This is a genomic window from Nonomuraea glycinis, assembly GCF_035920485.1.
GTDB lineage: Bacteria > Actinomycetota > Actinomycetes > Streptosporangiales > Streptosporangiaceae > Nonomuraea > Nonomuraea glycinis.
The window spans coordinates 7,079,914-7,105,479 of record NZ_CP109166.1 but is presented as its reverse complement, the minus strand read 5'-3'; the positions used below and the strand labels follow the sequence as shown (position 1 = coordinate 7,105,479).

General features: G+C 71.1%; 21 protein-coding genes and 2 pseudogenes. 14 read left to right on the top strand and 9 right to left on the bottom strand.

Annotated features, from left to right (window positions below; all coding sequences use genetic code 11):
• The first annotated feature begins 8 nt into the window (after window positions 1-8).
• On the top strand, window positions 9-980 hold the full coding sequence (locus tag OHA68_RS33280) for an LLM class flavin-dependent oxidoreductase (RefSeq protein WP_327103774.1): 972 nt from the start codon (window positions 9-11) through the stop codon (window positions 978-980).
• Between the two features lie 129 nt (window positions 981-1,109).
• Here the strand turns inward: OHA68_RS33280 and OHA68_RS33275 are convergent, their stop codons facing one another.
• Window positions 1,110-1,361 (bottom strand): hypothetical protein, encoded by a 252-nt coding sequence (locus OHA68_RS33275; protein ID WP_327103773.1) that lies wholly within the window; start codon window positions 1,359-1,361, stop codon window positions 1,110-1,112.
• Window positions 1,362-1,591: 230 nt separating this feature from the next.
• On the opposite strand from OHA68_RS33275, the gene OHA68_RS33270 reads away from it, so the two are divergent.
• The 5 genes and pseudogenes from OHA68_RS33270 to OHA68_RS33250 all read left to right on the top strand — a co-directional run.
• Entirely contained in the window at window positions 1,592-2,674 is a 1,083-nt protein-coding gene (locus OHA68_RS33270; protein WP_327103772.1) for a helix-turn-helix domain-containing protein, read from the top strand.
• A complete protein-coding gene (locus tag OHA68_RS33265) occupies window positions 2,671-4,374 on the top strand; it encodes a GNAT family N-acetyltransferase (RefSeq protein ID WP_327103771.1) in 1,704 nt (567 codons plus the stop codon). Before OHA68_RS33270 ends, OHA68_RS33265 begins: the two co-directional genes overlap by 4 nt.
• A gap of 39 nt (window positions 4,375-4,413) precedes the next feature.
• A complete protein-coding gene (locus OHA68_RS33260) occupies window positions 4,414-5,496 on the top strand; it encodes a hypothetical protein (RefSeq protein ID WP_327103770.1) in 1,083 nt (360 codons plus the stop codon).
• A 79-nt stretch (window positions 5,497-5,575) separates the two neighbouring features.
• Window positions 5,576-6,649: a spore photoproduct lyase family protein gene (locus tag OHA68_RS33255; protein ID WP_327103769.1), complete on the top strand. Its 1,074-nt coding sequence runs from the start codon at window positions 5,576-5,578 to the stop codon at window positions 6,647-6,649.
• A 20-nt stretch (window positions 6,650-6,669) separates the two neighbouring features.
• Window positions 6,670-6,954, top strand: a pseudogene (locus OHA68_RS33250) (glycerophosphodiester phosphodiesterase family protein); the annotation flags it as partial.
• Here OHA68_RS33250 and tnpB read toward each other — a convergent pair.
• A complete protein-coding gene (gene tnpB, locus OHA68_RS33245) occupies window positions 6,954-8,339 on the bottom strand; it encodes an IS607 family element RNA-guided endonuclease TnpB (RefSeq protein ID WP_327103768.1) in 1,386 nt (461 codons plus the stop codon). The pseudogene OHA68_RS33250 and the gene tnpB overlap by 1 nt on opposite strands.
• A 295-nt stretch (window positions 8,340-8,634) precedes the next feature.
• Here tnpB and OHA68_RS33240 point away from each other — a divergent pair.
• The 3 genes and pseudogenes from OHA68_RS33240 to OHA68_RS33230 all read left to right on the top strand — a co-directional run.
• Window positions 8,635-9,345: pseudogene (locus OHA68_RS33240) on the top strand (glycerophosphodiester phosphodiesterase family protein); the annotation flags it as partial.
• 114 nt (window positions 9,346-9,459) lie between these two features.
• Window positions 9,460-10,878, top strand: a complete 1,419-nt coding sequence (locus OHA68_RS33235) for a tetratricopeptide repeat protein (RefSeq protein ID WP_327103767.1) — start codon at window positions 9,460-9,462, stop codon at window positions 10,876-10,878.
• Window positions 10,879-10,889: 11 nt separating this feature from the next.
• Window positions 10,890-11,711, top strand: a complete 822-nt coding sequence (locus OHA68_RS33230) for a PIG-L family deacetylase (protein ID WP_327103766.1) — start codon at window positions 10,890-10,892, stop codon at window positions 11,709-11,711.
• Window positions 11,712-11,854: 143 nt separating this feature from the next.
• Here OHA68_RS33230 and OHA68_RS33225 read toward each other — a convergent pair whose 3' ends face one another.
• The 4 genes from OHA68_RS33225 to OHA68_RS33210 are packed head-to-tail and all read right to left on the bottom strand — an operon-like array spanning window position 11,855 to window position 15,649.
• Window positions 11,855-12,865, bottom strand: a complete 1,011-nt coding sequence (locus OHA68_RS33225; RefSeq protein WP_327103765.1) for a LacI family DNA-binding transcriptional regulator — start codon at window positions 12,863-12,865, stop codon at window positions 11,855-11,857.
• Between the two features lie 18 nt (window positions 12,866-12,883).
• Window positions 12,884-13,687: an ATP-binding cassette domain-containing protein gene (locus OHA68_RS33220; protein WP_327103764.1), complete on the bottom strand. Its 804-nt coding sequence runs from the start codon at window positions 13,685-13,687 to the stop codon at window positions 12,884-12,886.
• On the bottom strand, window positions 13,684-14,655 hold the full coding sequence (locus OHA68_RS33215) for an ABC transporter permease (RefSeq protein WP_327103763.1): 972 nt from the start codon (window positions 14,653-14,655) through the stop codon (window positions 13,684-13,686). Before OHA68_RS33215 ends, OHA68_RS33220 begins: the two co-directional genes overlap by 4 nt.
• A gap of 1 nt (window position 14,656) precedes the next feature.
• Entirely contained in the window at window positions 14,657-15,649 is a 993-nt protein-coding gene (locus tag OHA68_RS33210) for a sugar ABC transporter substrate-binding protein (RefSeq protein WP_327103762.1), read from the bottom strand.
• A gap of 146 nt (window positions 15,650-15,795) precedes the next feature.
• On the opposite strand from OHA68_RS33210, the gene OHA68_RS33205 reads away from it, so the two are divergent.
• Entirely contained in the window at window positions 15,796-16,743 is a 948-nt protein-coding gene (locus OHA68_RS33205) for a carbohydrate kinase family protein (RefSeq protein WP_189139328.1), read from the top strand.
• Between the two features lie 22 nt (window positions 16,744-16,765).
• Here the strand turns inward: OHA68_RS33205 and OHA68_RS33200 are convergent, their stop codons facing one another.
• Window positions 16,766-19,117, bottom strand: coding sequence for a DEAD/DEAH box helicase (locus OHA68_RS33200; RefSeq protein ID WP_327103761.1), 2,352 nt, complete (start codon window positions 19,115-19,117; stop codon window positions 16,766-16,768).
• A 4-nt stretch (window positions 19,118-19,121) separates the two neighbouring features.
• Window positions 19,122-19,679 (bottom strand): NADAR family protein, encoded by a 558-nt coding sequence (locus OHA68_RS33195; protein ID WP_327103760.1) that lies wholly within the window; start codon window positions 19,677-19,679, stop codon window positions 19,122-19,124.
• A gap of 71 nt (window positions 19,680-19,750) precedes the next feature.
• Here OHA68_RS33195 and OHA68_RS33190 point away from each other — a divergent pair, with 71 nt between their 5' ends.
• The gene (locus OHA68_RS33190) at window positions 19,751-20,173 is read left to right on the top strand and encodes a hypothetical protein (protein WP_327103759.1); all 423 of its coding nucleotides are present in this window, start codon (window positions 19,751-19,753) and stop codon (window positions 20,171-20,173) included.
• Between the two features lie 3 nt (window positions 20,174-20,176).
• On the opposite strand, the gene OHA68_RS33185 is transcribed toward OHA68_RS33190, so the two are convergent.
• Window positions 20,177-20,464 (bottom strand): hypothetical protein, encoded by a 288-nt coding sequence (locus OHA68_RS33185; protein WP_327103758.1) that lies wholly within the window; start codon window positions 20,462-20,464, stop codon window positions 20,177-20,179.
• A gap of 162 nt (window positions 20,465-20,626) precedes the next feature.
• On the opposite strand from OHA68_RS33185, the gene OHA68_RS33180 reads away from it, so the two are divergent.
• The 3 genes from OHA68_RS33180 to OHA68_RS33170 are packed head-to-tail and all read left to right on the top strand — an operon-like array spanning window position 20,627 to window position 25,559.
• Entirely contained in the window at window positions 20,627-23,386 is a 2,760-nt protein-coding gene (locus OHA68_RS33180) for a Na+/H+ antiporter subunit A (protein ID WP_327103757.1), read from the top strand.
• On the top strand, window positions 23,383-24,009 hold the full coding sequence (locus OHA68_RS33175; protein ID WP_327103756.1) for a Na(+)/H(+) antiporter subunit C: 627 nt from the start codon (window positions 23,383-23,385) through the stop codon (window positions 24,007-24,009). Before OHA68_RS33180 ends, OHA68_RS33175 begins: the two co-directional genes overlap by 4 nt.
• Window positions 24,009-25,559: a Na+/H+ antiporter subunit D gene (locus OHA68_RS33170; RefSeq protein WP_327103755.1), complete on the top strand. Its 1,551-nt coding sequence runs from the start codon at window positions 24,009-24,011 to the stop codon at window positions 25,557-25,559. Before OHA68_RS33175 ends, OHA68_RS33170 begins: the two co-directional genes overlap by 1 nt.
• The last annotated feature ends 7 nt before the right edge of the window (window positions 25,560-25,566 follow it).

The window sequence follows — 25,566 nt, the reverse complement described above, 5'->3', positions numbered from 1 at the left end:
ACCAATACGTGACCAGCCTTTCCATCCTTGACCGCTCACTCGTCCGGCAGGGGCACTCCCCGGCGGCGGCGCTGCGGGCGACCGTGCGGTTCGCGCGGCAGGCCGAGGAGCTCGGCTACCGCCGGTTCTGGGTCGCCGAGCACCACAGCGTGCCGGGCGTGGCGGGATCGGCCCCGACCGTGCTGGCCGCCGCCGTCGCGGCCGCCACCGAGCGCATCCGGGTCGGCACCGGCGGCGTGATGCTGCCCAACCACCGCCCGCTGGTGGTCGCCGAGCAGTTCGGCGTCCTGGAGTCGCTGCACCCCGGCCGCGTCGACATGGGCCTGGGCCGCTCGGTGGGCTTCACCGGCGGCATCCGCAGGGCGCTCGGCCACGACAAGGACGCCGCCGACCGCTTCGGCGGCCAACTGGCGGAGCTGCTCGGCTTCTTCACCGGCGGCCGGGACGGCGTGCACGCCGTGCCGGCCGAGGGCCTGCGCCCCGAGGTGTTCGTGCTGGCCATGGGGGCGGGCGCGGACGTGGCCGCCGAGCACGGCCTGCCGCTGGTGATCGGCGGGGCCGGCGACCGGCTCCGGGAGGCGATCGGCCGCTACCGGACCGCCTTCCGGCCTTCGGCGTGGGCGGCGGCGCCGTACGTGATGGTGGCGGCGAACATCGCGGTCGGCGAGACGGCGGAGCGCGCGGCGCTGCTGCAGGTGCCGGAGGCCTGGTCGACGGCGCACTCGCGGACCCGCGGCGTCTTTCCCCCGCTGCGGCCGGCCCGGGAGATCCTGGGGATGGAGATGACCGGGCGGGAGCGGGCGCTGTTCGAGGAGTCGCGCAAGGGCCAGATCCACGGCACCGAGCAGGAGGTCGGCATGCGACTGGCCGACCTGGTGGAGATGACGGGGGCCGACGAGGTGCTGGTGACGATGAACACCTACGACCTGGACGAGAGACTCGACTCCTACCGCCGCCTGGCCGAAGTGACGTCGAGCTGAGCGACCGGAGCCCGCCTTGGATCATCGGTGGCCGGGACGCCGCGCATCGGTGCGGTGACCCGTGGGAGACCTGAGAGAGACCGGGAGGAGATGGGCGCGCCATCGCACCCATCTCGGCGTATCGGGCTGTCAGAAGAGTCCGGTGCTGAGCGCGACCTGTCCGATGATCGCGGCGGCCGCCGCCCCGAGTACGGCGATGGCGATGACCACGAGCAGCACACGGAGCAGGGTGGTGACGACCCTGGACATCTGGCGCAGAGAGACCACCAGCACCCAGATGGCGAGCATGGCGAGGAGGTAGAGGACGCCCTGAGCGGCCGCGACACCCACAGGACTGGCCTCGGGCACTGCTGTGCCGATGGAGAGGATCAGGGTGATCATGATGACTTTCACCCCCTTTCCGGTGAACTTCACTCAACTTCAGTTGAGCTTCACCAACTTCTGAAGAAGAGATTCCCTCCGTTGAACATCACTAATCCCGCAGTGGCCGTGTTGTCGGCCCAAACGGTGGAGACATGTGGTATGAATGCACTGGCCAGCCATTTCGCCTGGAGGCACAGCAACAGTGCCGATGTTGACTGAATAGGTGAAGTCAACTGAAGGATGACATCGTGGAGCCTCGTGAAGACGCTCGCCAAGCCCTCGCTCGGCGGCTACGGTCGCTCCGCGCCGACGCCGCGACCGAAACGAAGATCACGCAGCCTATGCTCGCCGAGGCGTTCGGCGGCATCAGCGTGTCGCTCATCTCCTCATGGGAGTCGGCGGTCAGCCCCAAGGTGCCACCGGCCTCCCGGCTCGAGGCCTACGCCACCCTCTTCAGCACCACCCGCCCGCCGCAAGGCGAGCCTCTTCGTATTCCGCGCGACGACGAGCTGACCCGCGACGAGCTCCGCCGCCGTGACGAGCTCCGCCTCGAGCTGCTGGCACTACGCGCCGCCGCGCTGGGCCGGCCGGTGGCCGAGCGCGGCGAAGTGGCCGACAACCCGTGGCTCTTCGGGGACAACAAGCCGATCACGATCGTGTGCCCTCAGGTACCGCCCGACATGCTCGCGCGCATGCCGTACACCCGCCCCGAAGACCCTGACTACGTGGACCTGTACAACTACGCGGACCTCGATGCACTCCTCGAGTTGCACGGACACATTCGCGCGCTCAATCCGCACAGCGAGGTCCGCACGCGCAGGACGTCGACGCTCACGGCCGATGACTACGCGGGACATCTCGTCCTGCTCGGCGGCGTCGACTGGAACGAGCAGACCCGCCAGCTCCTCGAAGACCCACACCTCCCGGTCAAGCAGGTGGCCAACTGGACCGACGTGCCGCAGGGCACCTACTTCGAGGTCCACGAGGGCCCGAGCCCGCAGAGATACCATCCGGTGCTCAACTCCGCCGGCCTCCTGGAACAGGATGTGGGCCACTTCTACCGAGGACCGAATCCTTACTACACGGATTCCACGATCACCATGTGCAACGGCATGTACGGGCGCGGCACGCTGGGCGTCGTCAAGGCACTCACCGATCCGAAGTTCCGCGACAGCAACACCGCCTATCTCCTTCGCCGCTTCCAGGGCGACGCCACCTTCAGCGTGCTGACCCGTGTGATCATCATCGACGGTGAAGTGCTGACACCGGATTGGACCATGCCCGAGAACCGGTTGCACGAGTGGTCGACGACCGGGGAGCGGCTTTCATGAACCATCACGGGACACACCGGCACCTGCTCGCGACCCCGTCGGGCGTTCCCGCCTCAGGACGGGTGGACGCCATCATCGTGCCCACTGTCCGGCCTCCGGCCTATCTCCAGGAGGCGGCGCATCTGGCAGCGCAGTTGAACTGCCGGCTGGTCGTCGTATGCAGTGGGCGCTGGACCTCCGCCTCCCAGGTGCTGCGCGCCTTCGGCGGACACGGCACCGAACTGGTGGCCGTGGACCTGCCCCGGCATCGCTGGTCACCGGTGCCCCTGAAGACCTCGCGGCTCCTGCGCGGCAGCCCGCTCGACCGCCGGGCGGACACGGCGGCCAAGCGCAACCTGGGCCTGGTCCTCGCGCGGCTGGCAGGTTGGGACCGCGTGATCTTCCTGGACGACGACATCGCCGTGCCCGACCCGGACGACCTGCGCCGCGCGGCCTGGTTGCTCGGCGACTACGACCGCGTCGCGTTGTCCATGGCCGGGTTTCCCGACAATTCGGTCGTTTGCCATGCTCACCGGCGGACCGGCGGTGCCCAGGAGTCGTTCATCGGCTCCGGCGCGATGGCACTCGATCCAGCCCGCGCCCCCTCGTTCTTTCCTGTCATTTACAACGAGGACTGGCTCGACCTGCTGGATGGCACGGGGATGAGACGCACAGCCGTGGTGGGCACGGCCGTGCAGCGCCCGTACGACCCTTATCGCTCGCCGGATCGGGCCAGGACCGAGGAGTTCGGGGAGGTCATCGCCGAGGGCCTGTTCCGGCTGCTCGACGACGGAGAGCCGCTGACCGGGGCCGACGGCGACTTCTGGAAGGAGTTCCTCGCCGGACGCAGGCGGCTGCTCAAACAGATCTCGCACCGGGCCCGGCACAGCGTGCGCGAGACCGAGGAGCGGGAGAGAATCCGGACGTCGCTCCAAGCAGCCCATGAGCAGCACCAGCACATCACCGCCAAACTGTGCTCCGGCTTCCTCGACGCCCTGACGACCGACCGGGAGGATTGGCAGGCATACCTCCACGTTCTGCCCAGCGGGCTCGCGTTGGACAAGTCCTGCGCCGAGCTGGCCGACCGTTACGGAGGAGCTCAGGTCCTTCACAGCGAGCCGGCGGGCGCACCGGCCCGCGCCGAGGTCGCGACCCCGCCACCGCACGAACCGTGGGCGGTCGTCGATCCGCTGACCCGCGACGACTACATCACCGTCCGGCCGTTGACCGAAGGCGACCTCCGGCAGGTGATCGACGTCCTGGGCGAGGAGCCGTACTTCGTCCGTGCCCTGGCACGTCAGCGAGAGCGTCACGGCATGCTCCTTGTCGTCTGGGCAGGCACCGAGCCGATCGGCGACGTGTACATCTGGCTGGGCCGGGCCGAAGAGAAGCGGCTGCGCAGGCGGCTCAACGGCACGCCACTGCTCACGCATCTGGAGCTCGTCCCGCGTTATCGCGGTCTGGGCCTGACGCCGGTGATCCTGCACGCCGCGGAGCAGTGGCTGATCGGGCAGGGCCGGTCCCGTCTCGCGCTGGGAGTCGACATGGACAACCACACGCTCTTCAAGCTGTATCGCGCCCTCGGCTTCAAGAGGTGGAGATACTCCCCGATCCCGACCACGGCGGAAGTCTTCCAAGAAGACGGCACCAGCGAGCGGCTTCCGGACAAGTGCCGCATCCTCCATACGAGCCTTTCGGCCTTTCCCGCAGAATTGCGATGATGATGCTTCTGTGCTTGCTCACCGGCCGAAAGTCACCGCATGAGTCTGATCGACACGTCCGACCACCGACCGTCTCATCGGCGGCTCCTCAGCAACCCCCACGGGGCTGAACCGCAGGCGGCGATCGACGCCATCATCGTGCCGACCATCCGTCCGACCTCTTACCTGAGCCACGCGGCCTCGCTGGCCAAGCGGCTCGGCTGCCCGCTCGTGGCACTCTGCAGCGGCCCGTGGACGAGCGCCCAGGCAGCTCGGACGGTCGCCGACTCCGAGATCATCGGCCTCGACATCGCCGGCTCGGGCCCGCTGAACCTCCCCACGCTCCAGACCTCCCGCGTCCTGCGGCCGCGGTTCCGCCGCGACAACGACACCGCGGCCAAGCGGAATCTCGGGCTCACGCTGGCCCACCTGCTGGGCTGGCAGCGGATCGCCTTCCTCGACGATGACATCAAGGTGGGCGATCCCGACCATCTCGGCCAAGCCGCCGGACTGCTCGGCCGTTACAGCGCGGTGGGCCTCTCGATCGGCGGTTTCCCCGACAACTCCGTCGTGTGCCATGCCTTCCGGGCGGTAGGTGGCCCGCAGGATGCGTTCGTGGGCGGGGGCGCCCTGGTCGTGGAGGTCGCGCGCACGACCTCGTTCTTCCCCGACCTCTACAACGATGACTGGTTCTACCTGCTCGAAGACGACGGTTTACGCGAGGTCGCGGTGATGGGCGAGGCGACGCAGTCGCCGTACGACCCGTATGACAGCCCTGAGCGCGCCAGGAGCGAAGAGTTCGGCGACGTACTCGCCGAAGGACTGTTCTGGCTGGTAGAGGAGGGCAAAAAGCTCAACGAGGCGACGGAACGACACTGGAGCGAGTTCCTGGTGAGGCGCGGCAGACTCATTGATCTCATCGTGGCCCGCCTGGACGAGGTCGATGCGGCGCGGGAAAGGCGCATGCGAGCGTCGCTGCTGGCCGCCAGGGGGCAGCTGGCCCACATCACCCCCCAGCTGTGCGCCGCCTACGTGGAGGCCTGGCGGGTCGACAGGGAAACCTGGCGGCGGCATCTCAGCGATCTGCCCACTGGGCTACCGCTGGAGGCGGCGCTGTCCCAGCTCGCACCGCTTCCCCGATGAGCCGCCGCGCCTGACCGGACATCGTCTGATCAACCCGCTGAGCTGGGAAGACTCGCGCCGTGACCGGTGTTGGACCAGTGTGCGGAACACTCGAGGAGACCACCTTCTGGACATCCGGCGGATCTATCTGGAGCCCGCCGCGGCCGAGCTGGCCCGTGGCCGGGAGATCTTGGAGCGTTATCCGGCCGCCGAGCGGGTGGAGGTGGACAGCCATCAGCGGATCCCCGAGCTGTACGGCGACGAGGCGAACGTCGCCCGCTGGGTGCGCATCAAGACGGAGGCGCTGGTGCTCGGGGTCAAGAAGTCGCTGACCGCGCGCCCCAACGGCCGCTCCAGCGACTTCATCGCGCCCTCCACCGCCAACGGCTGCGCGATGGCCTGCGCCTACTGCTATGTCCCGCGCCGTAAGGGCTACAGCAATCCGATCACCGTGTTCGCCAACATCGAGCAGATCATCGGCTATCTGGGCCGGCACGCGGGCCGCCAGGGCGTCAAGCCGGAGCCGAACCAGGTCGACCCGCAGGCCTGGGTCTACGACATCGGCGAGAACTCCGACTGCTCGGTGGACGCCACCATCTCCGCCAACGTGCGCGACCTCGTCGAGCTGTTCCGCGGCCTGCCGAACGCCAAGGCCAGTTTCGCCACCAAGTACGTCAACCGGGACCTGCTCGACTGGGATCCGCGGGGCCGCACCAGGATCCGCTTCAGCCTGATGCCCGCCGCCGACGCCAAGCTGCTCGACATCCGCACCTCCCCGATCGAGGACCGGATCGCCGCGATCGACGACTTCGTGGCCGCCGGGTACGAGGTGCACGTCAATTTCAGCCCCGTCGTGGTGCGGGACGGCTGGCTGGCGGACTGGGCCCTCCTGCTGGACACGCTCGGGGACGCCCTGTCGCCGGCCGCCCGTGAGCAGCTCGCCGCCGAGGTCATCTTCCTAACCCACAACGACCGGCTGCACGAGGTGAACCTCGGCTGGCACCCCAAGGCCGAGGAGGTGCTCTGGCGGCCCGACCTGCAGCAGCCGAAGCGCTCGCAGACGGGCGGCTGGAACGTGCGCTACCGCACCGGCCACAAGGGCCGCTACGTCACCGCCCTGACCGACCTGATCGCCGACCGCCTGCCCTGCTGCCGGGTCCGCTACGCGTTCTGACACGAGGTACGGTCTTCCTCGTGGTGATCCAGTCCTCCCCCGTCGTCATCGCGCACCGGGGGGCCAGCGCGCACCGGCCCGAGCACACGCTGCTGTCTTATGAGGCGGCCATCGCCATGGGCGCCGACTACATCGAGCCTGACCTCGTCTCCACCAGGGACCACGTGCTGGTGGCCAGGCACGAGAACGAGATCTCCGGCACCACCGACGTGGCCGACCGGCCCGAGTTCGCCGACCGGCACGCCACCAGGACGATCGACGGCCGGGCCGTCACCGGCTGGTGGTTCACCGAGGACTTCACCGTTCACTGAGTTTCAAGGGTTCTCAGTGATTCGCCCGGTGTGGGCGAAGGTCCCCGTCTGATCCGGGCAGCAGATGCCCGGTGCGGGGTTGACGTTTCACGGCCACCTGCCCCGCCAGGCGGGGTCTTACGGTCGGCTCCACGTCCGTTTTCGGTCTCCGGGCCACTCCCGGCGACCGTGCGCTTCACCAGGGAGGCGAGGTTGCGTGCGGCGTTCTCGTCGCGGTCCATGGCCAGGCCGCATCCCTCGCAGACGTAGGTGCGTATCCGCAGCGGCAGTTTGGCTTTCACCGCACCGCAGGATGAACACGTCTTGGAGGAGGGGAACCAGCGGTCGGCCACCAGCAGTCGGCCGCCGTTCCAGCCGGTTTTGTAGGCGAGCTGGCGGCGGATCTCCCCGAAACCCGCGTCGGAGACGGCGCGGGCGAGTCGCCGGTTGCGGATCATCCCGGCCACGTTGAGGTCTTCGACCACGATGGTGCCGTACGTCCGGGCCAGGCTGGTGGTGAGCTGGTGGATGCCGTCGCGGCGCAGCGCCGCCACCCGATACTCCGCCCGGTTGCGGGCCGCGTTCGCCCGCAGCCACCGGTTCGACGGCTGTTGCCGGGTGCGCCGGTCGGGGCCGTATTTGCGGGAGAGCGCCCGCGACAGACGGCGTAATTTACGTGCGGCGGCGTTGAGGTGGCGGGGATTGGGGACCGGCGGGCGTCCGTCGGAGAAGACCGCCAGGGTCTTGATGCCGAGGTCCACCCCGATCACCGCGTCCGGCCGGACGGGCTTACCCTGGGCGCGTTCGGTGTGCACGATGAAGCTGACGTGCCAGCGGCCCTCCTGCCACCGCACCGTCGCCGAAGCGATCCGCGCCCCGCCCCCGGCGAGCAGGCGGGCGAGTTTGCCGACCGGCTCGTGCGTTTTGATCCGGCCCAGCACCGGCAGCACCACGTGAGTGTGGCCGTCCAGCCGGATCGTCCCGGTGGTGAAGCGCACCGACCGGGCCGCACGGCGTTTGGACTTGAACCGGGGAAAACCCACCTTCGGGCCCTTACGCTTACCGCTCTTGGAGTCACGCCAGTTCGCCAGGGCGTCGGCCAGGCGGGCGAAACCGGAGGCGTAGGCCTCCTTGGAGTTGTCCGCCCACCAAGGGGCGATCTCGTCCTTGACCTGGTTCCAGCGTTTGCGCAGGCTGTACATCGACCAGGACAACGCCGGGGTGAGCCGGTCGTCGGGGATGCCGTAGGAGCGCTCGGCCTCCCGCTGCGCCAGATTCGCCTTCACCTGCGCCAGGCCCCAGTTGAACGCCACCCGCACCGCCCCGCAGTGCGAGGCCAGCGCGGCGGCCTGACGTGGCGTGGGGTCCAGCGCGAAACGGTAGGCCTGCACGACACGCATGACGATCCCCCTCCCTCGCATATTCGAGAGTGTGTGCGAACGACTCTACCAGCGTGACCGTACGTTGAGTAACTGTTTGCATGCTTAACGTGATGGCGAAGGGTGGGACAGACCGCCCCGGGCAGACCCGACACCAAGCCACAGGCCCCTCCAGCGCTTCGTCATGCCGTCCACCAGCTCGCAGACCACCGAGCCAACCCATCACCCCTTGACAGACCGCACTCACGCTGCAGAAAACCAGATAAAGACTGACGAACACTGATACGAACCACAGCGGTTACCAACCCTCGCCGAGCTCAGGACGTTGCGGGCCAGGGAGCGGGTGCCCGGCCTGCGGCCCGGCAACACGGCCTTCGACGGGCTGGCCCGGATCCCCACGTTCGAGGAGGTCGTCCGGCTCGCGCGGGAGCACGGGGTGGGCGTCTACCCCGAGACCAAGCACCCGACGCACTTCGCCGGGCTCGGCCTGCCCCTGGAGGAGCCGCTGCTCGACGTGCTCGACCGGTACGGCGTGCGGAAGGCGTACATCCAGTCCTTCGAGACGGCGAACCTGCGCGAGCTCAGCGGCCGGACGGACCTGCCGCTGATCCAGCTCGTCGCGGCCGGGGGCGCGCCGTACGACTGGGTCGTGGCGGGCGACGGCCGCGGCTACGACGACCTCGTCACACCGGAGGGGTTGCGTGAGGTGGCCGGGTACGCGCGCGGGATCGGCGTGGACACCCGGCGGGTGCTGCCCACCGGCCCGGACGGCAGGCTGGGTGCGGCGACCACGCTGGTGGCGGACGCGCACCGCGAGCGGCTGGACGTGCACGTCTGGACCGTGCGCAACGAGAACGCGCAGCTTCCCGTGGACTTCCGGCTCGGCGACCCCGGCAGCCCGCACTACGACCGTGCCACGGGTGACGTGACGGGGTGGCTGTCGAGGCTGCTGGAGCTCGGCGTCGACGGCGCCTTCTGCGACGATCCCGCCATGGGCCGGGCCGTGGTGAGCCGGTGGACACGGTGATGCCCTTTCACCCGGGGCCGTGGCGACACCGTGATGCGCTTTCACTCGGGCCACAGTGACACCGGAGCGCCCTTTTGCACAGACAGCCCCGCCCTCCCTTTCTAAGCTGGGTCCATGACTGCTGACCAGCATGGACTGTCCTTGAGCGGGGCGGGCCGGAGTGCCGCCCGCCACTACGACCGGGCGATCGACCACCTGTTGCACTTCCGGATGGAGGTCGTGCACGAGGCCGGCGCGGTGCTGGCCGAGGCGCCGGATTTCCCGATGGGCAACGTGCTGAGCGCCTATCTCGGACTGCTCTCCACCGAGGCCGACCAGGCGCGCCAGGCCAGGCAGAGCTTCGCCGCCTTCCGTGCCAGGATCGACCACGCCGGCCTGCCGCCCCGCGAGCGGGCGCATGTGGAAGCGGTGCAGGCGCTGCTCGACGGTGACTTCCACGCCTGTGGCGCGCTGCTCGCCCGGATCACCGAGCAGCACCCGCGTGACGCCCTCGCGCTGGCCGCCGGGCACCAGATCGACTTCTTGGTCGGTGACGCGCGCTCGCTGCGCGACCGGATCGGCGGCGCGCTCAGCGCCTGGCACGAGGACGACAAGCATTTTGGGCACCTGCTCGGCATGTACGCGTTCGGGCTGGAGGAGGCCGGGCACTACGACCGCTCGGAGGAGGTCGGGCTGCGGGCCGTCGAGCTGAACCCCCGCGACGTGTGGGGCATCCACGCGGTCGTGCACACCTACGAGATGCAGGGCAGGTTCGGCGAGGGCATCCGCTACCTGGACGCCCGGGTCGACGACTGGTCCACCGGCACCTTCTTCAACGTGCACACCTGGTGGCACTACGCCCTGTACGCGATGGAGGCCGGTGACCACGGGCGGGCCCTGGCGATCTACGACGCGGTGCTGGCCGCCGGCCGGTCGTCGATGGAACTGCTGGACGCCGCCGCCCTGCTGTGGCGCTTCTACCTGGAGGGCGACCTCCGGCACGAGCGGTGGTCGGTGCTCGCCGACGCCTGGCCGGCCAGGACGCACGAGCCGTGCTACGCCTTCAACGACGTGCACGCCGTGATGTCGTACGTGGGCGCGGACCGCATCGGCGACGCCGACAAGCTCATCGCCGGCCGTGAGGCGTACCTCGGTCAGCCGCTTCCAGGCGTCAGCAACCACGGCATGACCGCCCGCGTCGGCCTGCCGGTGTGCAAGGCGCTGGTGGCGTTCGGCCGGGGCGACCACCACCAGGTGGTGGACCTGCTCTACCCGATCAGGCACCGCGTCAACGAGTTCGGCGGCAGCCACGCTCAGCGTGACGCCGTGCAGAAGACCCTGCTGGAGTCGGCGCTCAGGGGCGGCCGGCACGATCTGGCGCGGGTCCTGATCAGCGAACGGATCAACGTACGGCCCGGCAGCCCGTTCAACTGGCTCAAGCGGGGAGCGCTGGCCGAGGCCATCGGCGACAGCGCCGCGGCCACGGCCGCCCGGCTCCGGGCGGGCGAGCTCATGCACCAGGCCCGAACCGGAAATGTCTCCGCAAGCGAGTAGTGTTTCCCAGCATGGATCGGCAACTCACCCTGATGGCCGTACACGCCCACCCCGATGACGAGTGCCTCAGCACCGGCGGAGTTCTGGCCCGCTACACCGACGAGGGGATCCGCACCGTGCTGGTCACCTGCACCAACGGTGAGCAGGGCGACGGACCGGGCGGCGTCAAACCCGGCGACCCGGGTCACGACGACGCCAAGGTCGCCGAGCTCCGGCTCAGTGAGCTGCGCCAGTCGGTGCAGCACCTCGGCATCGACCACCTTGAGCTGTTGGGTTACCGCGACTCCGGCATGGAGGGCTGGGACGCGAACAAGCACCCCGACGCGTTCGCCAACGTCCCCGTCGACACCGCCGCCGGCCGGCTGGCGGAGCTGATGGAGCGCTACCGGCCGGACGTCGTGGTCACCTACGACGAGACCGGCGGCAGCGGCTACAACCACCCCGACCACGTCCAGGCGCACCGCATCACGGTCGCGGCCGTCGAGGCCACCGGCATCCCGGCCAAGTTCTACTACACCGCGATCCCCAGGTCGGCGTTCAAGCGGATGTTCGAGCAGATGCGCGCGAGCGGCATGGAGTTCGACTTCGAGCCCGGCGACGACTTCGGCACCCCTGACGAGCTGGTGACCACCGTCGTCGACGTGCGGTCCTTCGTCGATCGCAAGATCAAGGCCCTGCGGTCACATGCGAGCCAGGGCGACAGCATCCCCCCGCTCATGATGTCGCAGGAGGCCCAGCAGGAGGTGTTCTCCCACGAGGCCTTCATCCGCGTCCAGAGCCGCATCAAGACACCGCACCACGAGCTGGACCTGTTCGAAGGGCTGCGCCCCTAGGGCGGTCGCCCGCTCTGCCCCGGTCGAGCAGAGGGGGCGCGGCCCGCTCTGCCCGGGTCGAGCAGCGTCCGGGTGAGCGGGCCGCGCCCCCAGGGGCGGTCGCGCTCTGCCGCGTGCAGAGCGCGGTCAGCGCGCTGGGAGGCTCACCCCCGTGGGGGCTGCTCCCCCGAGCCTCTGACGATCAGGCGGGTGGGCACCAGCGTGCCGCGTGCCCGCGACCGGTCGCCGTCCAGGCGTAACAGGACCCGTTCGGCCGCCGCCACGCCGATCGCCTCCGGGTCCTGGGCGACGACCGTCAGCGGCGGGTCCAGCACCTCCGCCAGGGGCAGGTCGTCGAAGCCGACCAGCGCCACCTCCTTGCGCCCCGACTTGGCCAGCGCCACCACGGCGCCCATCGCGGCGAGGTTGTTGCCCGCGAACAGGGCCGTCGGGGGTGCGGGGAGGGCGAGCAGGCGCAGGGTGGCCTGGGCGGCGGCGTCGGCGTCGTGGCCGGTGTCGACGAGGGTGCGGTCGAAGGGCAGGCCCGCCGCCTCCAGCGCGTCCCGGTAACCCTGGAAACGTTCGCGGCGGGTGTAGAGGGCGGGCGGGACGTCGCCGACGAAGCCGATCCTGCGGTGGCCGTACGAGATGAGGTGGGCGACGCCGGAGCGGGCGCCCGCGCGGTTGGCGCTGACCACGCTGTCGGCCGTGAGGCCGACGGCGGGGCGGTCGAGGAAGACGATGGGGAGGCCGGCGACGCGTTCGGAGCGCAGGTGGCGGTGGTCGCTGGCGGCCGAGGGGACGATCATGAGGGCGCTGACCCGGCGCGCCAGGAAGGCGGCGATGAGGGACTGCTCCAGCTCGGGGGTCTCGCTGCTGGAGCCGACGATGAGGGTGAGGCCGCGGGCGCGGACGGCGCTTTCGATGCCGCCCGCGACGGTCCCGAAGAACGGGTTGCCCATCTCCGGGATGACCAGGCCGATCGCCGCGTCCCTGGCGCCGACGCGCATGTTGCGGGCCATGAGGTTGGGCTGGTAGCCGAGCTTGCGCACGGCCGCCATGACGCGTTCGCGGGTCTCCACGGCGACCGGGCCGTCGTCGTTGAGCACCCGCGAGACCGTCTTGGCCGTCACCCCGACCTCGCGGGCGACGTCTGTCATGGTGGGGCGCCGCATTTCGACCATGCTAGTGGCTCACGACGGGCCGGCGTCCTTGGCCGCCGGCACCGATTCGTCCTGCTTCACCTGCAGGGCGCCGGTCATGATGGCGACCACCTCGGCCATGTCGTGGTCGGCGGGGTTGAGCTGGGCGACCCGGCGGCCGAGCCGCTGGACGTGGATGCGGTCGGCCAGCTCGAACACGTGTGGCATGTTGTGGCTGATCAGCACCACCGGCAGGCCACGGTCGCGGACCCGCTTGATCATGTCGAGGACCTGGCCGGACTCCTTGACGCCGAGCGCGGCCGTGGGCTCGTCCATGACGATGACGTGCGAGGCCCAGGCGACGGCCCTGGCCACGGCGACGCCCTGCCGCTGGCCGCCGGACAGCGTCTCGACCGCCTGGGTGAGCGAGCGCAGCCCGATCTTGAGGTCCGCCATGTGCCTGGCGGACTCCTCGCGCATGCGTTTCTTGTCGAGCAGGCGGAAGATCGTGCCGAGCGGGCCGGGCTTGCGCAACTCCCGGCCGAGGAACATGTTGGTGGCGATGTCCAGGGAAGCGGCCACCGCCAGGTCCTGGTAGACGGTCTCGATGCCGTGCTTGCGGGCGTCGAGCGGGTTGCGAAAGCGGACCGGGCGGCCGTCGAGCAGGATCTCGCCCTCGTCCGGCTGCACGGCCCCGGTCAGCGCCTTGATCAGGCTGGTCTTGCCGGCGCCGTTGTCGCCGATGACGGCGAGGACCTCGCCGGGCATCAGGTCGAAGTCGGCGCCGTCCAGCGCGGTCACGTGGCCGTAGCGCTTGACCAGGCCACGTGCCCGCAGGACGGGGGTCGTCGTCATCGGGTCCTCCTGCGGGAGAGCTGGTCCACGGTCACGGCGAGGATCACCAGGATGCCGGTGATGAGCGTCTGATAGATCGACGGTACGCCCATGAGCTGAAGGCCGTTGCGGAAGACCCCGACGATGAGCGCGCCGACCAGCGTGCCGATGACCAGGCCGCGCCCGCCGAACAGGCTCGTGCCGCCGAGCACGACCGCGGTGATGCTGTCCAGGTTGTCGGTCTGCCCGGCCTGCGGGTCGCCGACCCCGGTCCTGGACACCAGCAGCAGCGCGGCGATGCCGTACACGAGCCCGGCGATCGTGTAGACGCTGATCGTCAGCCGCTGGGTGCGGATGCCGGTCAGCCGCGCCACGTCGGGGCTGTTGCCGAGCGCGTACACGTGGCGGCCCCACGCCGTCTGCCCGAGCAGGTAGGCGAACAGCAGGAACAGCAGGATCGCCACGAGCGAGCCGTAGGTGACGTTGGTGCCGCCGAGCCGGAAGGTCTCGCCCAGGTACGTCAGCGCGGCGGGCAGCTCGGTGACCGTCTGGTCCTGGGAGTAGATGTGGGTGAGCGCGAAGACCACGTTCAGCATGCCGAGCGTGACGATGAACGGCGGCAGCGAGATCCGCGTCACCAGCAGGCCGTTCGCCAGCCCGAACACGGCGCAGGCGGCCAGCCCGGCGGCGATGGCGAGCAGCGGCGGCAGCACGCCGTCCACGGCCAGCTTGGTCATCACGATCCCGCCGAAGGCCATGATGGCGCCGTTGGACAGATCGATGCCGGCCGTCAGGATGATCAGGGTCTGGCCGATGGCGAGCGTGCCGACGACCATCACCTGCTGGATGATGAGGGAGAAGTTACCGCCGCTGAGGAACTGCTCGGTGTTGAGCGAGAAGAACACGCAGGCCGCCAGGAGGGCGGCCAGCGGTCCGACGATCGGCGTGGACAGCAGGCGGCGCGGCAGCGTCGCTTCGATGACCGGCACGTCAGCCCCAGCAGTTCGCCAGGCCGAACGCGGTGTCCTCGGCCTCGACGCCGGTGGCGTCCTTGTCGGTGATGAGGGTGACGCCGGTGTCGGTGTAGCCGGAGGACTTCGTGCCGCTCTTGGCGAAGGCGGAGACGGCCTTGACGCCGCTCTCGGCCATCTTCAGGGGATACTGCTGCGAGGTCGCGGCGATCTGGCCGCTCTGCACTGCCTTGACGCCGGTGCAGCCGCCGTCGACGGAGACGACGAGCACGTCCTTCTCGCGGCCCTTGGCCTTGAGCGCGGTGTGCGCGCCGAGGGCGGCGGGCTCGTTGATGGTGTAGACGACGTTGATGTCGGGCGCCTTCTGCAGGCAGTTCTCCATCGCGGTCTGGCCCTTGGACTGGTCGCCCTGGGTGTCCTGGGAGCAGACGATGGACGGGTCGCCCTCGCTGATGCCGAAGCCCTTGAGGAAGCCGTCGTGCCTGAGCTGGCCGACGGTGACGCCGGGGGCCAGGTCGAGGGTGGCGATCTTGGCGGGCTTGCCCGCCATCGCGGCTTTGGCGTACTGGCCGATGAGCTCGCCGGCCTTGAGGTTGTCGGTGGCGAACAGCGCGTCGGTGGCGTCCTGCGGGTCGGTCGGGGTGTCGAGCGCGATCACCAGGACACCGGCGTCCCTGGCCTTCTTGATGGCGGGGACGATGGCCTTGGTGTCGCTCGGGGTGATGAGGATGCCCTTCACGCCCGCCGCGACCATGTTCTCGATGGCGGTGATCTGGGAGGCGTTGTCGCCGTCGAACTTGCCGGCGGCGCTCATCAGCTCCATGCCCTCCGCCTGGGCCGCCTTCTGCGCGCCTTCCTTCATCTTGACGAAGAACGGGTTCGTCTCGGTCTTGGTGATCAGTCCGACCTTGGCGGCGGCGGCGGTCTCGGTGGAGGTGTCCTGGCCGTTGCCGCCACACCCCGTTACCAGGAGCGCGGCGGCTAGCAGACCGGCTGAGAGCCTTGAGATCATGGTGGCTTCCTATCAGGGGGGATCCAATGTCATCGTTGACATATGTCAACGTTGACATTCGCTGTGTTGCGATGATGGACTCCGAGCCGGGAAACGTCAATGCCCTGGTGACGTAACGAATCGGAAACACGCTGGAAGGCAGGCTGATGATCGCGGTCTTGGGTGAGTGCGTGGCGGACGCCTTCGCGGAGCGCCCCCCGGCCGTGCGCGGGGAGCGCTCGCCGGTGGAGCTGGCGTTGCGGGTGTTGCCGGGTGGGGGGCCGGCGAACACGGCGGTGGCGCTGGCGCGGCTCGGCACCGCGACGCGTTTCCTCGGCCGCCTGTCCGGCGACGTGTTCGGCTCGCTCTTCCGGGAACACCTGACCGCCTCGAAGGTGGACCTGAGCGGCTGCGTGGACGCCGCCGAGCCGAGCACCCTCGCGGTCGCCTCCCTGGACGCCGGCGGGCAGGCCACCTACGGCTTCCACGCCGACGGGACCGCCGACTGGCAGTGGACCCCCGCCGAGCTCGCCGCGCTCGACCTCACCGGCGTGTCCTGCCTGCACACGGGCTCGCTGGCGCTGGTACGCGAGCCGGGGCGGGCCGCGGTGGAGGCCTTTGCGGCCGCGGCCCGCGAGCGCGCCACGATCTCGATCGACCCGAACGTACGCCCCAGCCTGGCCCCCCGTGAGGCCTACGCGCTCACCCGGTGGTGCGGCCTGGCCGACATCCTCAAGCTGAGCGACGACGACCTGCGCGTGCTGCGGCCCGGCGAGCCGGTGGAGCGGGTCTGCGACACCTGGCACGCGGCCGGGGCGCGGCTGATCGTGGTCACCAGGGGCGCGGCCGGGGCGCTGGTCTCGCTGGACGGCGACCGGCTGGAGGTGGCCGCGCCGCGGGTCGCCGTGGTGGACACGGTGGGCGCGGGTGACGCGTTCACCGCCGGCTTCCTGCACCGGCTCGGCGGGCTGGGCCTGCTCGGCGGGCGGCTCGACGGCCTGGACCTGGAGACGGCCGGGCGGGCGGCGGAGTTCGCCGCCCAGGTCGCGGCCCTCACCTGCACCGTGGCCGGAGCCAATCCACCCTGGAGCCACCAGCTCCAACCGGAGCGGTAGAAGCCCGGCCGAGCCCGCGTCCCTACTCCGGGGCCCCAGGATCCGCGTCGTGCTCGGACGCCGTGCCCATGGTGCTCGCCGCTCCGACGGCGAGCCGGCGCTGTTCTTCTTCGACGATCTGGCGGGCCAGGTCCCGTTCCGACACGTCGACCGCGTCGGGCGTCGACTCGGCCAGGTGGCTGCGCCTGGCGTAGGTGTCGAACAGCGCGGTCTTGGCCCGCAGGATGCGCAGCATCCGCTCGTCCACGCTGTCCGGCGACAGCAGCCGGTGCACCTGCACGCGCCGGACCTGTCCCATGCGGTGGGCGCGGGCCACGGCCTGGCTCTCGGTGGTCGGCTTGACCTGGGGCTCGCAGATGATCACCACGGAGGCCGCCTGGAGGTTGAGCCCGATCCCGCCCGCCTGGATCTGGGCCAGCAGCACCGCGTGCCCGGGCGCCGCCGTGAACGCGTCCACCACCTGCTGGCGCCGCTCAGGTGGCACGCTGCCGGAGATCGGGCCGAACACCTGGGAGCCGAGCGCTTGAGGGCCGGATACCTGAGGGCCGGATACCTGAGGGCGGAGGGCTTGCTCGACGACGGTCAGCACGGCGCGGAAGTAGGAGAAGACGACCACCTTGAGTCCGTTGTCGGCGGCTTCCTCGACGAGTTCGCGCAGGCGTTCCAGCTTGGCGGACTTCTCCGGCACCGCGTAGGCCGCCCGCCGCATGTCCATGAACCGGCCCGCCGCCACCGCCGTGCGGTAGGCGTCCTCGTCGGCGGCGCTGAAGGTCTCCCATTCGTCCACGCGCACCAGATCGGGCAGCTCGGTGAGCACGTCCTCCTGGTTACGCCGCAGGTAGACGGGGGCCACCGCGCGCCGGAACGCCTGGGCGCCCGCGACGGCGTCGCTGCCCCTGATCTCGGCGAGCCGGCTGGGCTGCAGGTAGCCCACGAGGGTGCGGAACTCCTCGACGTGGTTCTCCATCGGCGTGCCGGTCATGAACAGCACCCGTTCGGCGCGGTCGCACCAGCCGGCGACGGCCCGGGACCGCCGGGTCTCGCCGTTCTTGACGTAGTGCGCCTCGTCCACGACGAGCATGCCGAGCGGCGGCGCGCCGTCCAGCCCGCCCAGCCCGTCGTAGGTGATCACCGCGACGCCGCCGCGCTCGGCCCACTCCGCCCGCGCCACGGCGCGCTCCGCACCGTGCAGCCGGTAGGCCCGCAGGGTGCTGCGCGCCTCCACCTCGCGTACCCAGTTGACCAGCACGCTGGCCGGGCAGACGACCAGGAAGTGGGTGGCGCCGGTCGCCGCGAGGTGGGCCAGCGCGGCAATGGCCTGGATGGTCTTGCCCAGCCCCATCTCGTCACCGAGGATCACCCGCCGCTGGGCGAGCGCGAACCGGGCGCCGAAGGCCTGGTAGCCGCGCAGCGACACGCGGCGGCAGGTGTCGTCGAGCGCCTGCGCCCGGACGCGGTCGGCGAGCTCGTCGGGCAGGAACCCCTCGGCGGCGACGCGGTCGTGCGGCTCCACGGCCGCGAGCTCGGCCAGCAGGTTGTAGTACTCGGCGGCGCGCAGCTCGAAGTCGATCCAGGCGGCGACCTCGTCGGCGGCGGGCCGCAGCAGGTCGGTGGTGGCCTGCGCGATGAGCAACCGCATCCCGGCCTCGCCGCCCGCCGAGGTCACCACGGCGTCGGCGGTCCCCGCGGACATCTCGCCCCCTACGGACATCCCGCCCCGAACGCCCCCGGCACCGGCACCGCCGTCGAGGAGGGTGGCGAGTTCGGTGGCGGCCGTTGCCGCCTCGTCGCGGCGTTGGCGGCCGGACAGGAGGCCGCGCCACCAGCTGCCCGCCGGACGGGCCCGCGGGATGAGCCCGCCGAGCCGCTCTTCGAGCGTCGCGGCCGTGCGCCGGGCGCGCGTCAGCTCGGGGCCGGCGTCCACCAGCCGGTGCAGGGCGATGAGCAGCGCGGTGGTGTCCGGGTCGTCCTGCCGCTCGACGTCGAGGTGAACGGTGGCGACCTCCTGCGCGGCGCCGGCGATCTGCCGGGCCGCCGCGTGCGCCTGCCGCTGGGTGTGCGGGCCGACCCCGGGCAGGCGCTGCAGCTCGTACGGCGTCGCGTTCAGCACGTCGAGCACCGTGGCGTAGCCCGCCTTCTCCAGCGTCCCGAGCCGCAGCCGCCCCCCGGTGACGTCCTTGAGCCTGGACAGCGGGATGCCGGCGAGCTCGGCCCTGGCCTGCCGCTCCCGGATCACGTTCAGGGCGGTGTGCACGGCGTCCAGCGCGGCGTCGTGCTCACGTCGCAGCGCCTGCGCGTCGCCGAGCAGCCGCCCGGCCCGTTCGAGCAGCTCGCGTGCCTGCTTGCCGCGCGGCGCGGCCTCGTCCGTGGCCACAGGATCAGAGCAGGGCGTCGCGGGTGTCCATGAGGGCGAAACCGAGCAGGTTCAGTCCACGCCAGCCGGCCGCGGAGGCGGCGGCGGGATCGTCCGCCGCCAGGCCGATGCCCCAGATCCGGTCGACCGGGCTGGCCTCGACCAGGACGCACGCGGCGGTGCCGAGCAGGAACTCCTTCAGCTCGGGGTGCTGCCCGAACTTGGCGAGGTTGCCGCGTACCACGATCTCGTAGCGATGCGCGGCCCACGTGTCCTCGTCGAAGTGCCGCACCTGGCGGCCCAGCTTCTTGACGGCGTGCGGATGGGCCGTCGCGACGATCTCGGCCGCGGTCGCCTCGTCGCCGAACAGCAGGGCCTTGTGCGCCATCATGTAGTGCTCGGCGGAGTGGTAGACGCGGCCGTCCTCGGTGAAGTCGACCGGCCACCACTGGCTGAGGCACCCACGGCCAGGCCCGCCGTCGCGGGCCGGGCGGTGCCCCCAGAAGTGCAGGTAGCGCGGCGGCCGGCCGGCCTGCTCCGCGGCCACCGCCTCGGGAACGGTCCGGGGAAGCTTGTCGGGCATGGGCTCACTGTCCCACAGGACGGCGGTTTGCGGTCGGGACGTCCGGGCAGCCGAGCCCCGGAGGTGGTCTGATGGCCGAGTACGAGGCGACCAGGGGCATGCCGGCCGGGAGCGACGTGGTGTTCGGCGTCGCGGCCGACGTCTCGCTGATCAACCGGTGGCTGCCGCACGGGCTGTGGGTGCGCGACAGCGGCCCGAACACGCTGGAGGCGGGCGGCGACGTGGTACCTGGCGAGGGCAGGCACGAGGGCCTGTACGACGTCTCGGCCGACCAGCTCCGGGTGGAGTGGGGCGGCCGTGACCACCCCGGCTACGCCGGCTGGCTGCAGGTGTCGGACTCCCAGAGCGGCACGAGCGAGGTGACGGTGCACATCTCCCTGCTCGACGAGCCCGTGGAGAAGACCTCGCGCAGCCGGGCGGACGAGGTGCAGGGGATGCTGGAGGACTCGCTGCGCCGCCTGTCGGACGAGGTCGGCGCGCGGCGGCCCGGCTGAGGCTCAGTCCGGCTCGCGCAACCGGAAGAAGTTGCCGTGGTGGTCGTCCTTGCTGCCCTCGTGGTAGACGAAGCTGAGGCCGCGCTGGTCGAACAGGGCGAACCAGTCGTCCCAGGAGATCTCCTTGAGGTCCTCCCCGCCGCAGCCGGGGAAGTCGAACCTGAGCACGCAGAGCCGGGCGTCGCACTCGGTCCCCGGCACGGTGGCGGGCAGCGCGCCACGCTCCTCCGCCCACCGGTGGATGATCTCGTGGTCGGTGGTGGTGAGGCTGCGCACGGTCGGCTGGGACATGGACCACTCCTTCGGAGTCGTCCCGTCCTTACCCCCATACGCCCTTGATGATGCCCTGGTGAGGGATCGGTGAGGTTCGGGTCAATCCGCACCGCGCCTGCGTAGCGGCGCGGGTGCCGGCTGGCAGGTTGGGAGCACGCGCCAGTCCGCCCCGGGGAGACCATGGAGTCGCTGCTCATCCTGCACGCGGCGGCCGCCATCTGCGCGCCCTGGCTCACCAGGCGCCTGGGCCGCGACGCCTTGCTCATGCTCGCGCTGGTGCCCGCCGCCGGGTTCGCCTACACGGTGTGGGCGGTGGTGGCGGGCCTGCCCCGGCAGTCGGCGCACGCCTGGGCGCCCGCGCTCGGCATGTCGCTGTCCTTCCGCGCGGACGAGCTCGCGGTGGTGATGATGGCGCTGGTCACCGGGGTCGGCGCGCTCGTCCTGGTCTACAGCTCGCGCTATCTGGACCGGGACGACCTCGGGCTGGGCCGTTTCGGCGGCGTCATGCTGGCGTTCGCGGGCGCGATGCTCGGCCTGGTGACGGCCGACGACCTGCTCCTGCTGTACGTGTTCTGGGAGCTGACCACGGTCGCCTCCTACCTGCTGATCGGCTATGACCCGCAGAGCCGGGCGAGCAGGCGGGGCGGCCTGCAGGCGCTGATCGTCACCACGCTCGGCGGGCTGGCCATGCTGGCCGGGTTCGTCGCCCTCGGCGAGGCGGCGGGGACGTACCGGATCTCCGAGATCGTCGCCCGGCCGCCCGCGGGCGGGCTCGTCGTGCCGCTGGCGCTGGTGCTGACCGGGGCGCTGGCCAAGTCGGCGATCTTCCCGTTCAGCTCGTGGCTGCCGGCCGCGATGGCGGCGCCGACGCCCGTCTCGGCCTACCTGCACGCGGCGGCGATGGTGAAGGCGGGGGTGTACCTGCTGGCCAGGCTCGGGCCCGCGTTCGGCGATCTGACGGCGTGGCGGGCGCCGGCCGTCCTGCTCGGCGCGGTGACGATGGCGCTGGGCGGCTGGCGGGCGCTGCGCGAGACGGACCTCAAGCGGCTGCTGGCCTACGGCACGGTCAGCCAGCTCGGCTTCCTGACCATCCTGTTCGGGGCGGGCACCGAAGCCGCGGCCCTGGCCGGGGTGGCCATGCTGCCGGCGCACGCGCTGTTCAAGGCGGCGCTGTTCCTGGTGGTCGGCATCGTGGACCACGCGGCGGGCGGGCGGGATCTGCGCTCGCTCAGCGCCGTGGGCCGGGCGATGCCGTGGGTGTGCGCGGTGGCGGTGCTGGCCGGGGCCTCGATGGCGGGCGTGCCGCCGCTGATGGGGTTCGTCGCCAAGGAGGCCGCCCTGGAGTCGCTGCTGACCGGGGATCCGGCCGGCCTGTTCGCGCTGGCGGCGGTGGTGCTGGGATCGGCGTTGACGGTCGCGTACACACTGCGTTTCCTGTGGGGGGCGTTCGCCGCCAAGCCGGGCCTGGACCCCACGCCGGCGCACCGCGTCGAGGCGGCCCTGTTCGTCCCTCCGGCGCTGTTGTCGGTGCTCGGGCTGGTGCTGGCGCCGCTGGCGGGCCGGTACGGCGCGGCCATGGCGGGGTACACCGGCGGCTTCCGCGATCCGGGGCACGCCACCCATCTGGCGCTGTGGAGCGGCGCGCCGGTGCCGTTGCTGCTGTCGCTGCTGATCTTCGTGGCGGGCGTGCTGCTGTTCCTGGCCCGGGAGCCGGTGGCCAAGCTCGGCTCGGCGCTGTACGTGACCGACACCGGGGTGCTCTTCTGGACCGGCCTGCGCCGGCTGGACCTGCTGTCGTTGCAGGTCACCGGCATCACCCAGCGCGGCTCGGTGCCGGACTACGTGCTGATCACGCTCGCCTCCATGGCCGCCGTCGGCGTCTTCTCCGTCCTGTACGACCCGCTGGCGGCCCTGACGGCGCCCGTCGTCGCCTGGGAGCGGCCGGAGCAGCCGGTGCTCGTGGTGCTGATGGCGGTCGGGGCGGTGCTGGTGCTGCGGGCGCGGGCGTACGTGGTGCTGGCCGTCTTCGTCGGCCTCACCGGGTACGGCACCGCGCTGCTGTACCTCACCCACGGCTCCCCCGACCTGGCGCTGACCCAGTTCCTCGCCGAGACGCTGAGCCTGGTGGTGTTCGTGCTGGTGCTGCGCCGGCTGCCGATGCGGCCGGTGTCGGGCAGGCTGCCGTTCTCGTTCCGGCTGGCGGCCGGGGTGGTGGTCGCGGTGGTGTCGGTGGGGGCGGGCATGCTGGCGATGAACGCGCGGGTGGCGGCGCCCGTCGGCGCGCTCATGGCCGGCGCGGCGGGCAGCGGGAACATCGTCAGCGCGCTGCTGCTGGACATCCGGGCCTGGGACACCTTGGGCGAGGGCACGGTGCTCGTGGTGCTCACGCTGGGCGTCACCAGCCTGGTCTTCCTGCGGCGCAGGACGTACGCGATCGAGCGGGACGACGAGGAGGAGGAGCCGGCGCGCACGCCGTGGCTGGCCTCGGTGCGGCCTCGGGAGGAGCGGACGCTGGCCTTCGAGGTCGCCGCCCGGCTCACCTTCCACACGGTGCTGGTGCTGTCGGTGTTCCTGCTGTTCGTCGGGCACAGCGGCGTGGGCGGCGGGTTCGCGGGCGGCATCGTGGCGGGCCTGGCCATCACCGTCCGGTATCTGGCGGGTGGCCGCTACGAGCTGGCCAGGGCGGTGCCGGTGCACGCGGGGGTGCTGCTCGGCGCCGGGCTGACGCTGACCACGGGCACGGGCCTGTTCGGGCTGCTGTTCGGCGGCCAGGCGCTGCGCATGCCGGCCGCCGACCTGACGCTCCCGCTGGTCGGGACCCTGCACCTGAGCATGAGTCTGCTGTTCGACCTCGGGGTGTACGTGTCGGTGGTGGGGATGGTGCAGGACGTGCTGCGCGCTCTGGGTGCGGAGCTGGACCGGCAGGTGGAGGAGTGGTGACGATCGCGCTGGCGCCGCTGGCCGCCGCCGGGACGCTGATCGCCACCGGGGTGACGCTGCTGCTGGAGCGGAGCCTGGTCCGCGTCCTGGCGGGCGTCATCGTGCTGGGCAACGGGATCAACCTGCTGATCGTGACGGCGGGCGGCGCCGCGGGCCGCCCGCCGCTGCTCGGCCGGTTCGCCCCTGAGACGATGGCCGATCCGCTGCCGCAGGCCATGGTGCTCACCGCGATCGTCATCACGCTGGGCGTCTCGGCGTTCGTGCTGGCCATGGTGCACCGGCTGTGGCAGCTCACCGGCAGCGACGAGGTCCAGGACGACACCGAGGACCGCCGGGTGCGGCTGCGCGCCCGGCGCGGCGAGCTGATCGACGCGGTGCGGGCCAGGCGGGAGGAGTACCGGCGGCTGGTGGCCGAGCAGCGGGCCGAGCTGGCCGGGCTGACCACCGAGAGCGCCGAGCACGCCGAGCGCGCCCAGGGCGTTCAGGACGCGCAGGAGAAGGCGCAGCGGCGCAGACTGCGCATCCGCCAGCGGGAGGCGCGTAAGCAGATGCGGCACGCCATCCGGGCCGAGCGGGAGCGTCAGGCGCTGGCCCTCGACGCCGAGGTGGAGGGCGACGACTAGTGGAGAGCCTGATATCCGTACCGGTGCTGCTGCCGCTGCTGGCGGCGGGGGTGAAGCTGGCGATCGGCGGCCGGCTGCGCCGCCTGCAGGCGCTCATCAGCTTCGCGACGCTGGTCGTCACCGTCGTGGTGTCGTTCGCGCTGCTGGTCGAGGTCGACGCGCACGGGCCGTTGGTCACCTACCTGGGCGGCTGGGCGGCCCCGGTCGGCATCAGCCTGGTGGTCGACCGGCTGTCGGCGCTGATGCTCGTCGTGTCCTCGTCCGTGACGCTCTGCGTCATGGCGTACTCGGTGGTCAACGCCTACGCCGACCAGGAGCATGACGCGCCGATGGCGATCTTCCACCCGGCGTTCCTGATCATGATCGCCGGGGTGGCGGACGCTTTCCTGTCGGGGGACCTGTTCAACCTGTTCGTGGCGTTCGAGATGCTGCTGAGCGGTTCGTACGTGCTGCTCACCTTCGGCGGCACCCTGTCCAGGATCCGGGCGGGAGCCACCTACACGGTGATGGCGCTGGCCTCGTCGATGCTGTTCCTGTTCACCCTGGCCATCGTCTACTCCGCCACGGGCACCCTGTCGATCGCGCAGCTCGCCGAACGGTTCGCCCTGCTGGACACGCACGTCAGGCTCCTGATCGAGCTGACGCTGCTGCTGACCTTCGCGATCAAGGCGGCGATCTTCCCGCTGTCGGCGTGGCTGCCGGACTCCTACCCGACGGCGCCCGCCCCGGCCACCGCGGTCTTCGCCGGCCTGCTGACCAAGGTCGGCGTCTACTCCATCATCCGGCTGGAGGCGCTGCTGTTCCCCGGCGGGCCGGTCGCGACGCTGCTCATGTGGGCGGCGCTGGCCACGATGCTGGTCGGGGCGCTCGGCGCGGTCGCGCAGACCGACATCAAGCGGATGCTCTCCTTCACCCTGGTCAGCCACATCGGCTTCATGGTCTTCGGGGTCGCGCTGTCCACCACGCAGGGCCTGGCCGGCGCGATCTTCTACGTGGTGCACCACATCACCGTGCAGACGGGCCTGTTCCTGGTGACCGGCCTGATCGAGCGGCGCACCGGCACCACGTCGGTGAACCTGCTCGGCGGGCTGATGCAGGCCACGCCGCTGATCGCGGTGCTGTTCTTCGTGCCGGCCATGAACCTGTCCGGTATCCCGCCCCTGTCGGGCTTTCTGGGCAAGCTGATGCTCGTCCAGGCCGGCCTCGCCGCGGGCAGCCCGCTCGCGCTCACCCTGGTCGCGGCCGGCCTGCTCACCAGCCTGCTCACCCTGTACGCCGTCGCGAAGGTCTGGAACAAGGCCTTCTGGCGGGCGCCCCAGGTGAGTCCGGTGGGCACCGTGGTGGAGAGCGACGAGGCCACCGGCGCCGACCCGACCGTCACCACGCTGGCGATGCCCGCTCCCCTGCTCGGCGCCACGGCGGCGCTGGTCGCGCTCGGCCTGACGTACACGGTGCTGGCCGGGCCGCTGTCCGCGCTGGCGGAGCGGGCCGCGACGGAGCTCATGGCCCGCCGGCCGTACATCTCGGCCGTGCTGGGGGGTGGCGGGTGAAGGGGTT

What these genes read in the sequence shown, in the direction of transcription:
- OHA68_RS33275 (WP_327103773.1), bottom strand. Translation starts at nt 1,361, where the DNA reads ATGATCACCCTGATCCTCTCCATCGGCACAGCAGTGCCCGAGGCCAGT.
- OHA68_RS33265 (WP_327103771.1), top strand. Translation starts at nt 2,671, where the DNA reads ATGAACCATCACGGGACACACCGGCACCTGCTCGCGACCCCGTCGGGC.
- OHA68_RS33260 (WP_327103770.1), top strand. Translation starts at nt 4,414, where the DNA reads ATGAGTCTGATCGACACGTCCGACCACCGACCGTCTCATCGGCGGCTC.
- tnpB (WP_327103768.1), bottom strand. Translation starts at nt 8,339, where the DNA reads ATGCGTGTCGTGCAGGCCTACCGTTTCGCGCTGGACCCCACGCCACGT.
- OHA68_RS33235 (WP_327103767.1), top strand. Translation starts at nt 9,460, where the DNA reads ATGACTGCTGACCAGCATGGACTGTCCTTGAGCGGGGCGGGCCGGAGT.
- OHA68_RS33230 (WP_327103766.1), top strand. Translation starts at nt 10,890, where the DNA reads ATGGATCGGCAACTCACCCTGATGGCCGTACACGCCCACCCCGATGAC.
- OHA68_RS33225 (WP_327103765.1), bottom strand. Translation starts at nt 12,865, where the DNA reads ATGCGGCGCCCCACCATGACAGACGTCGCCCGCGAGGTCGGGGTGACG.
- OHA68_RS33220 (WP_327103764.1), bottom strand. Translation starts at nt 13,687, where the DNA reads ATGACGACGACCCCCGTCCTGCGGGCACGTGGCCTGGTCAAGCGCTAC.
- OHA68_RS33210 (WP_327103762.1), bottom strand. Translation starts at nt 15,649, where the DNA reads ATGATCTCAAGGCTCTCAGCCGGTCTGCTAGCCGCCGCGCTCCTGGTA.
- OHA68_RS33205 (WP_189139328.1), top strand. Translation starts at nt 15,796, where the DNA reads ATGATCGCGGTCTTGGGTGAGTGCGTGGCGGACGCCTTCGCGGAGCGC.
- OHA68_RS33195 (WP_327103760.1), bottom strand. Translation starts at nt 19,679, where the DNA reads ATGCCCGACAAGCTTCCCCGGACCGTTCCCGAGGCGGTGGCCGCGGAG.
- OHA68_RS33190 (WP_327103759.1), top strand. Translation starts at nt 19,751, where the DNA reads ATGGCCGAGTACGAGGCGACCAGGGGCATGCCGGCCGGGAGCGACGTG.
- OHA68_RS33185 (WP_327103758.1), bottom strand. Translation starts at nt 20,464, where the DNA reads ATGTCCCAGCCGACCGTGCGCAGCCTCACCACCACCGACCACGAGATC.
- OHA68_RS33180 (WP_327103757.1), top strand. Translation starts at nt 20,627, where the DNA reads ATGGAGTCGCTGCTCATCCTGCACGCGGCGGCCGCCATCTGCGCGCCC.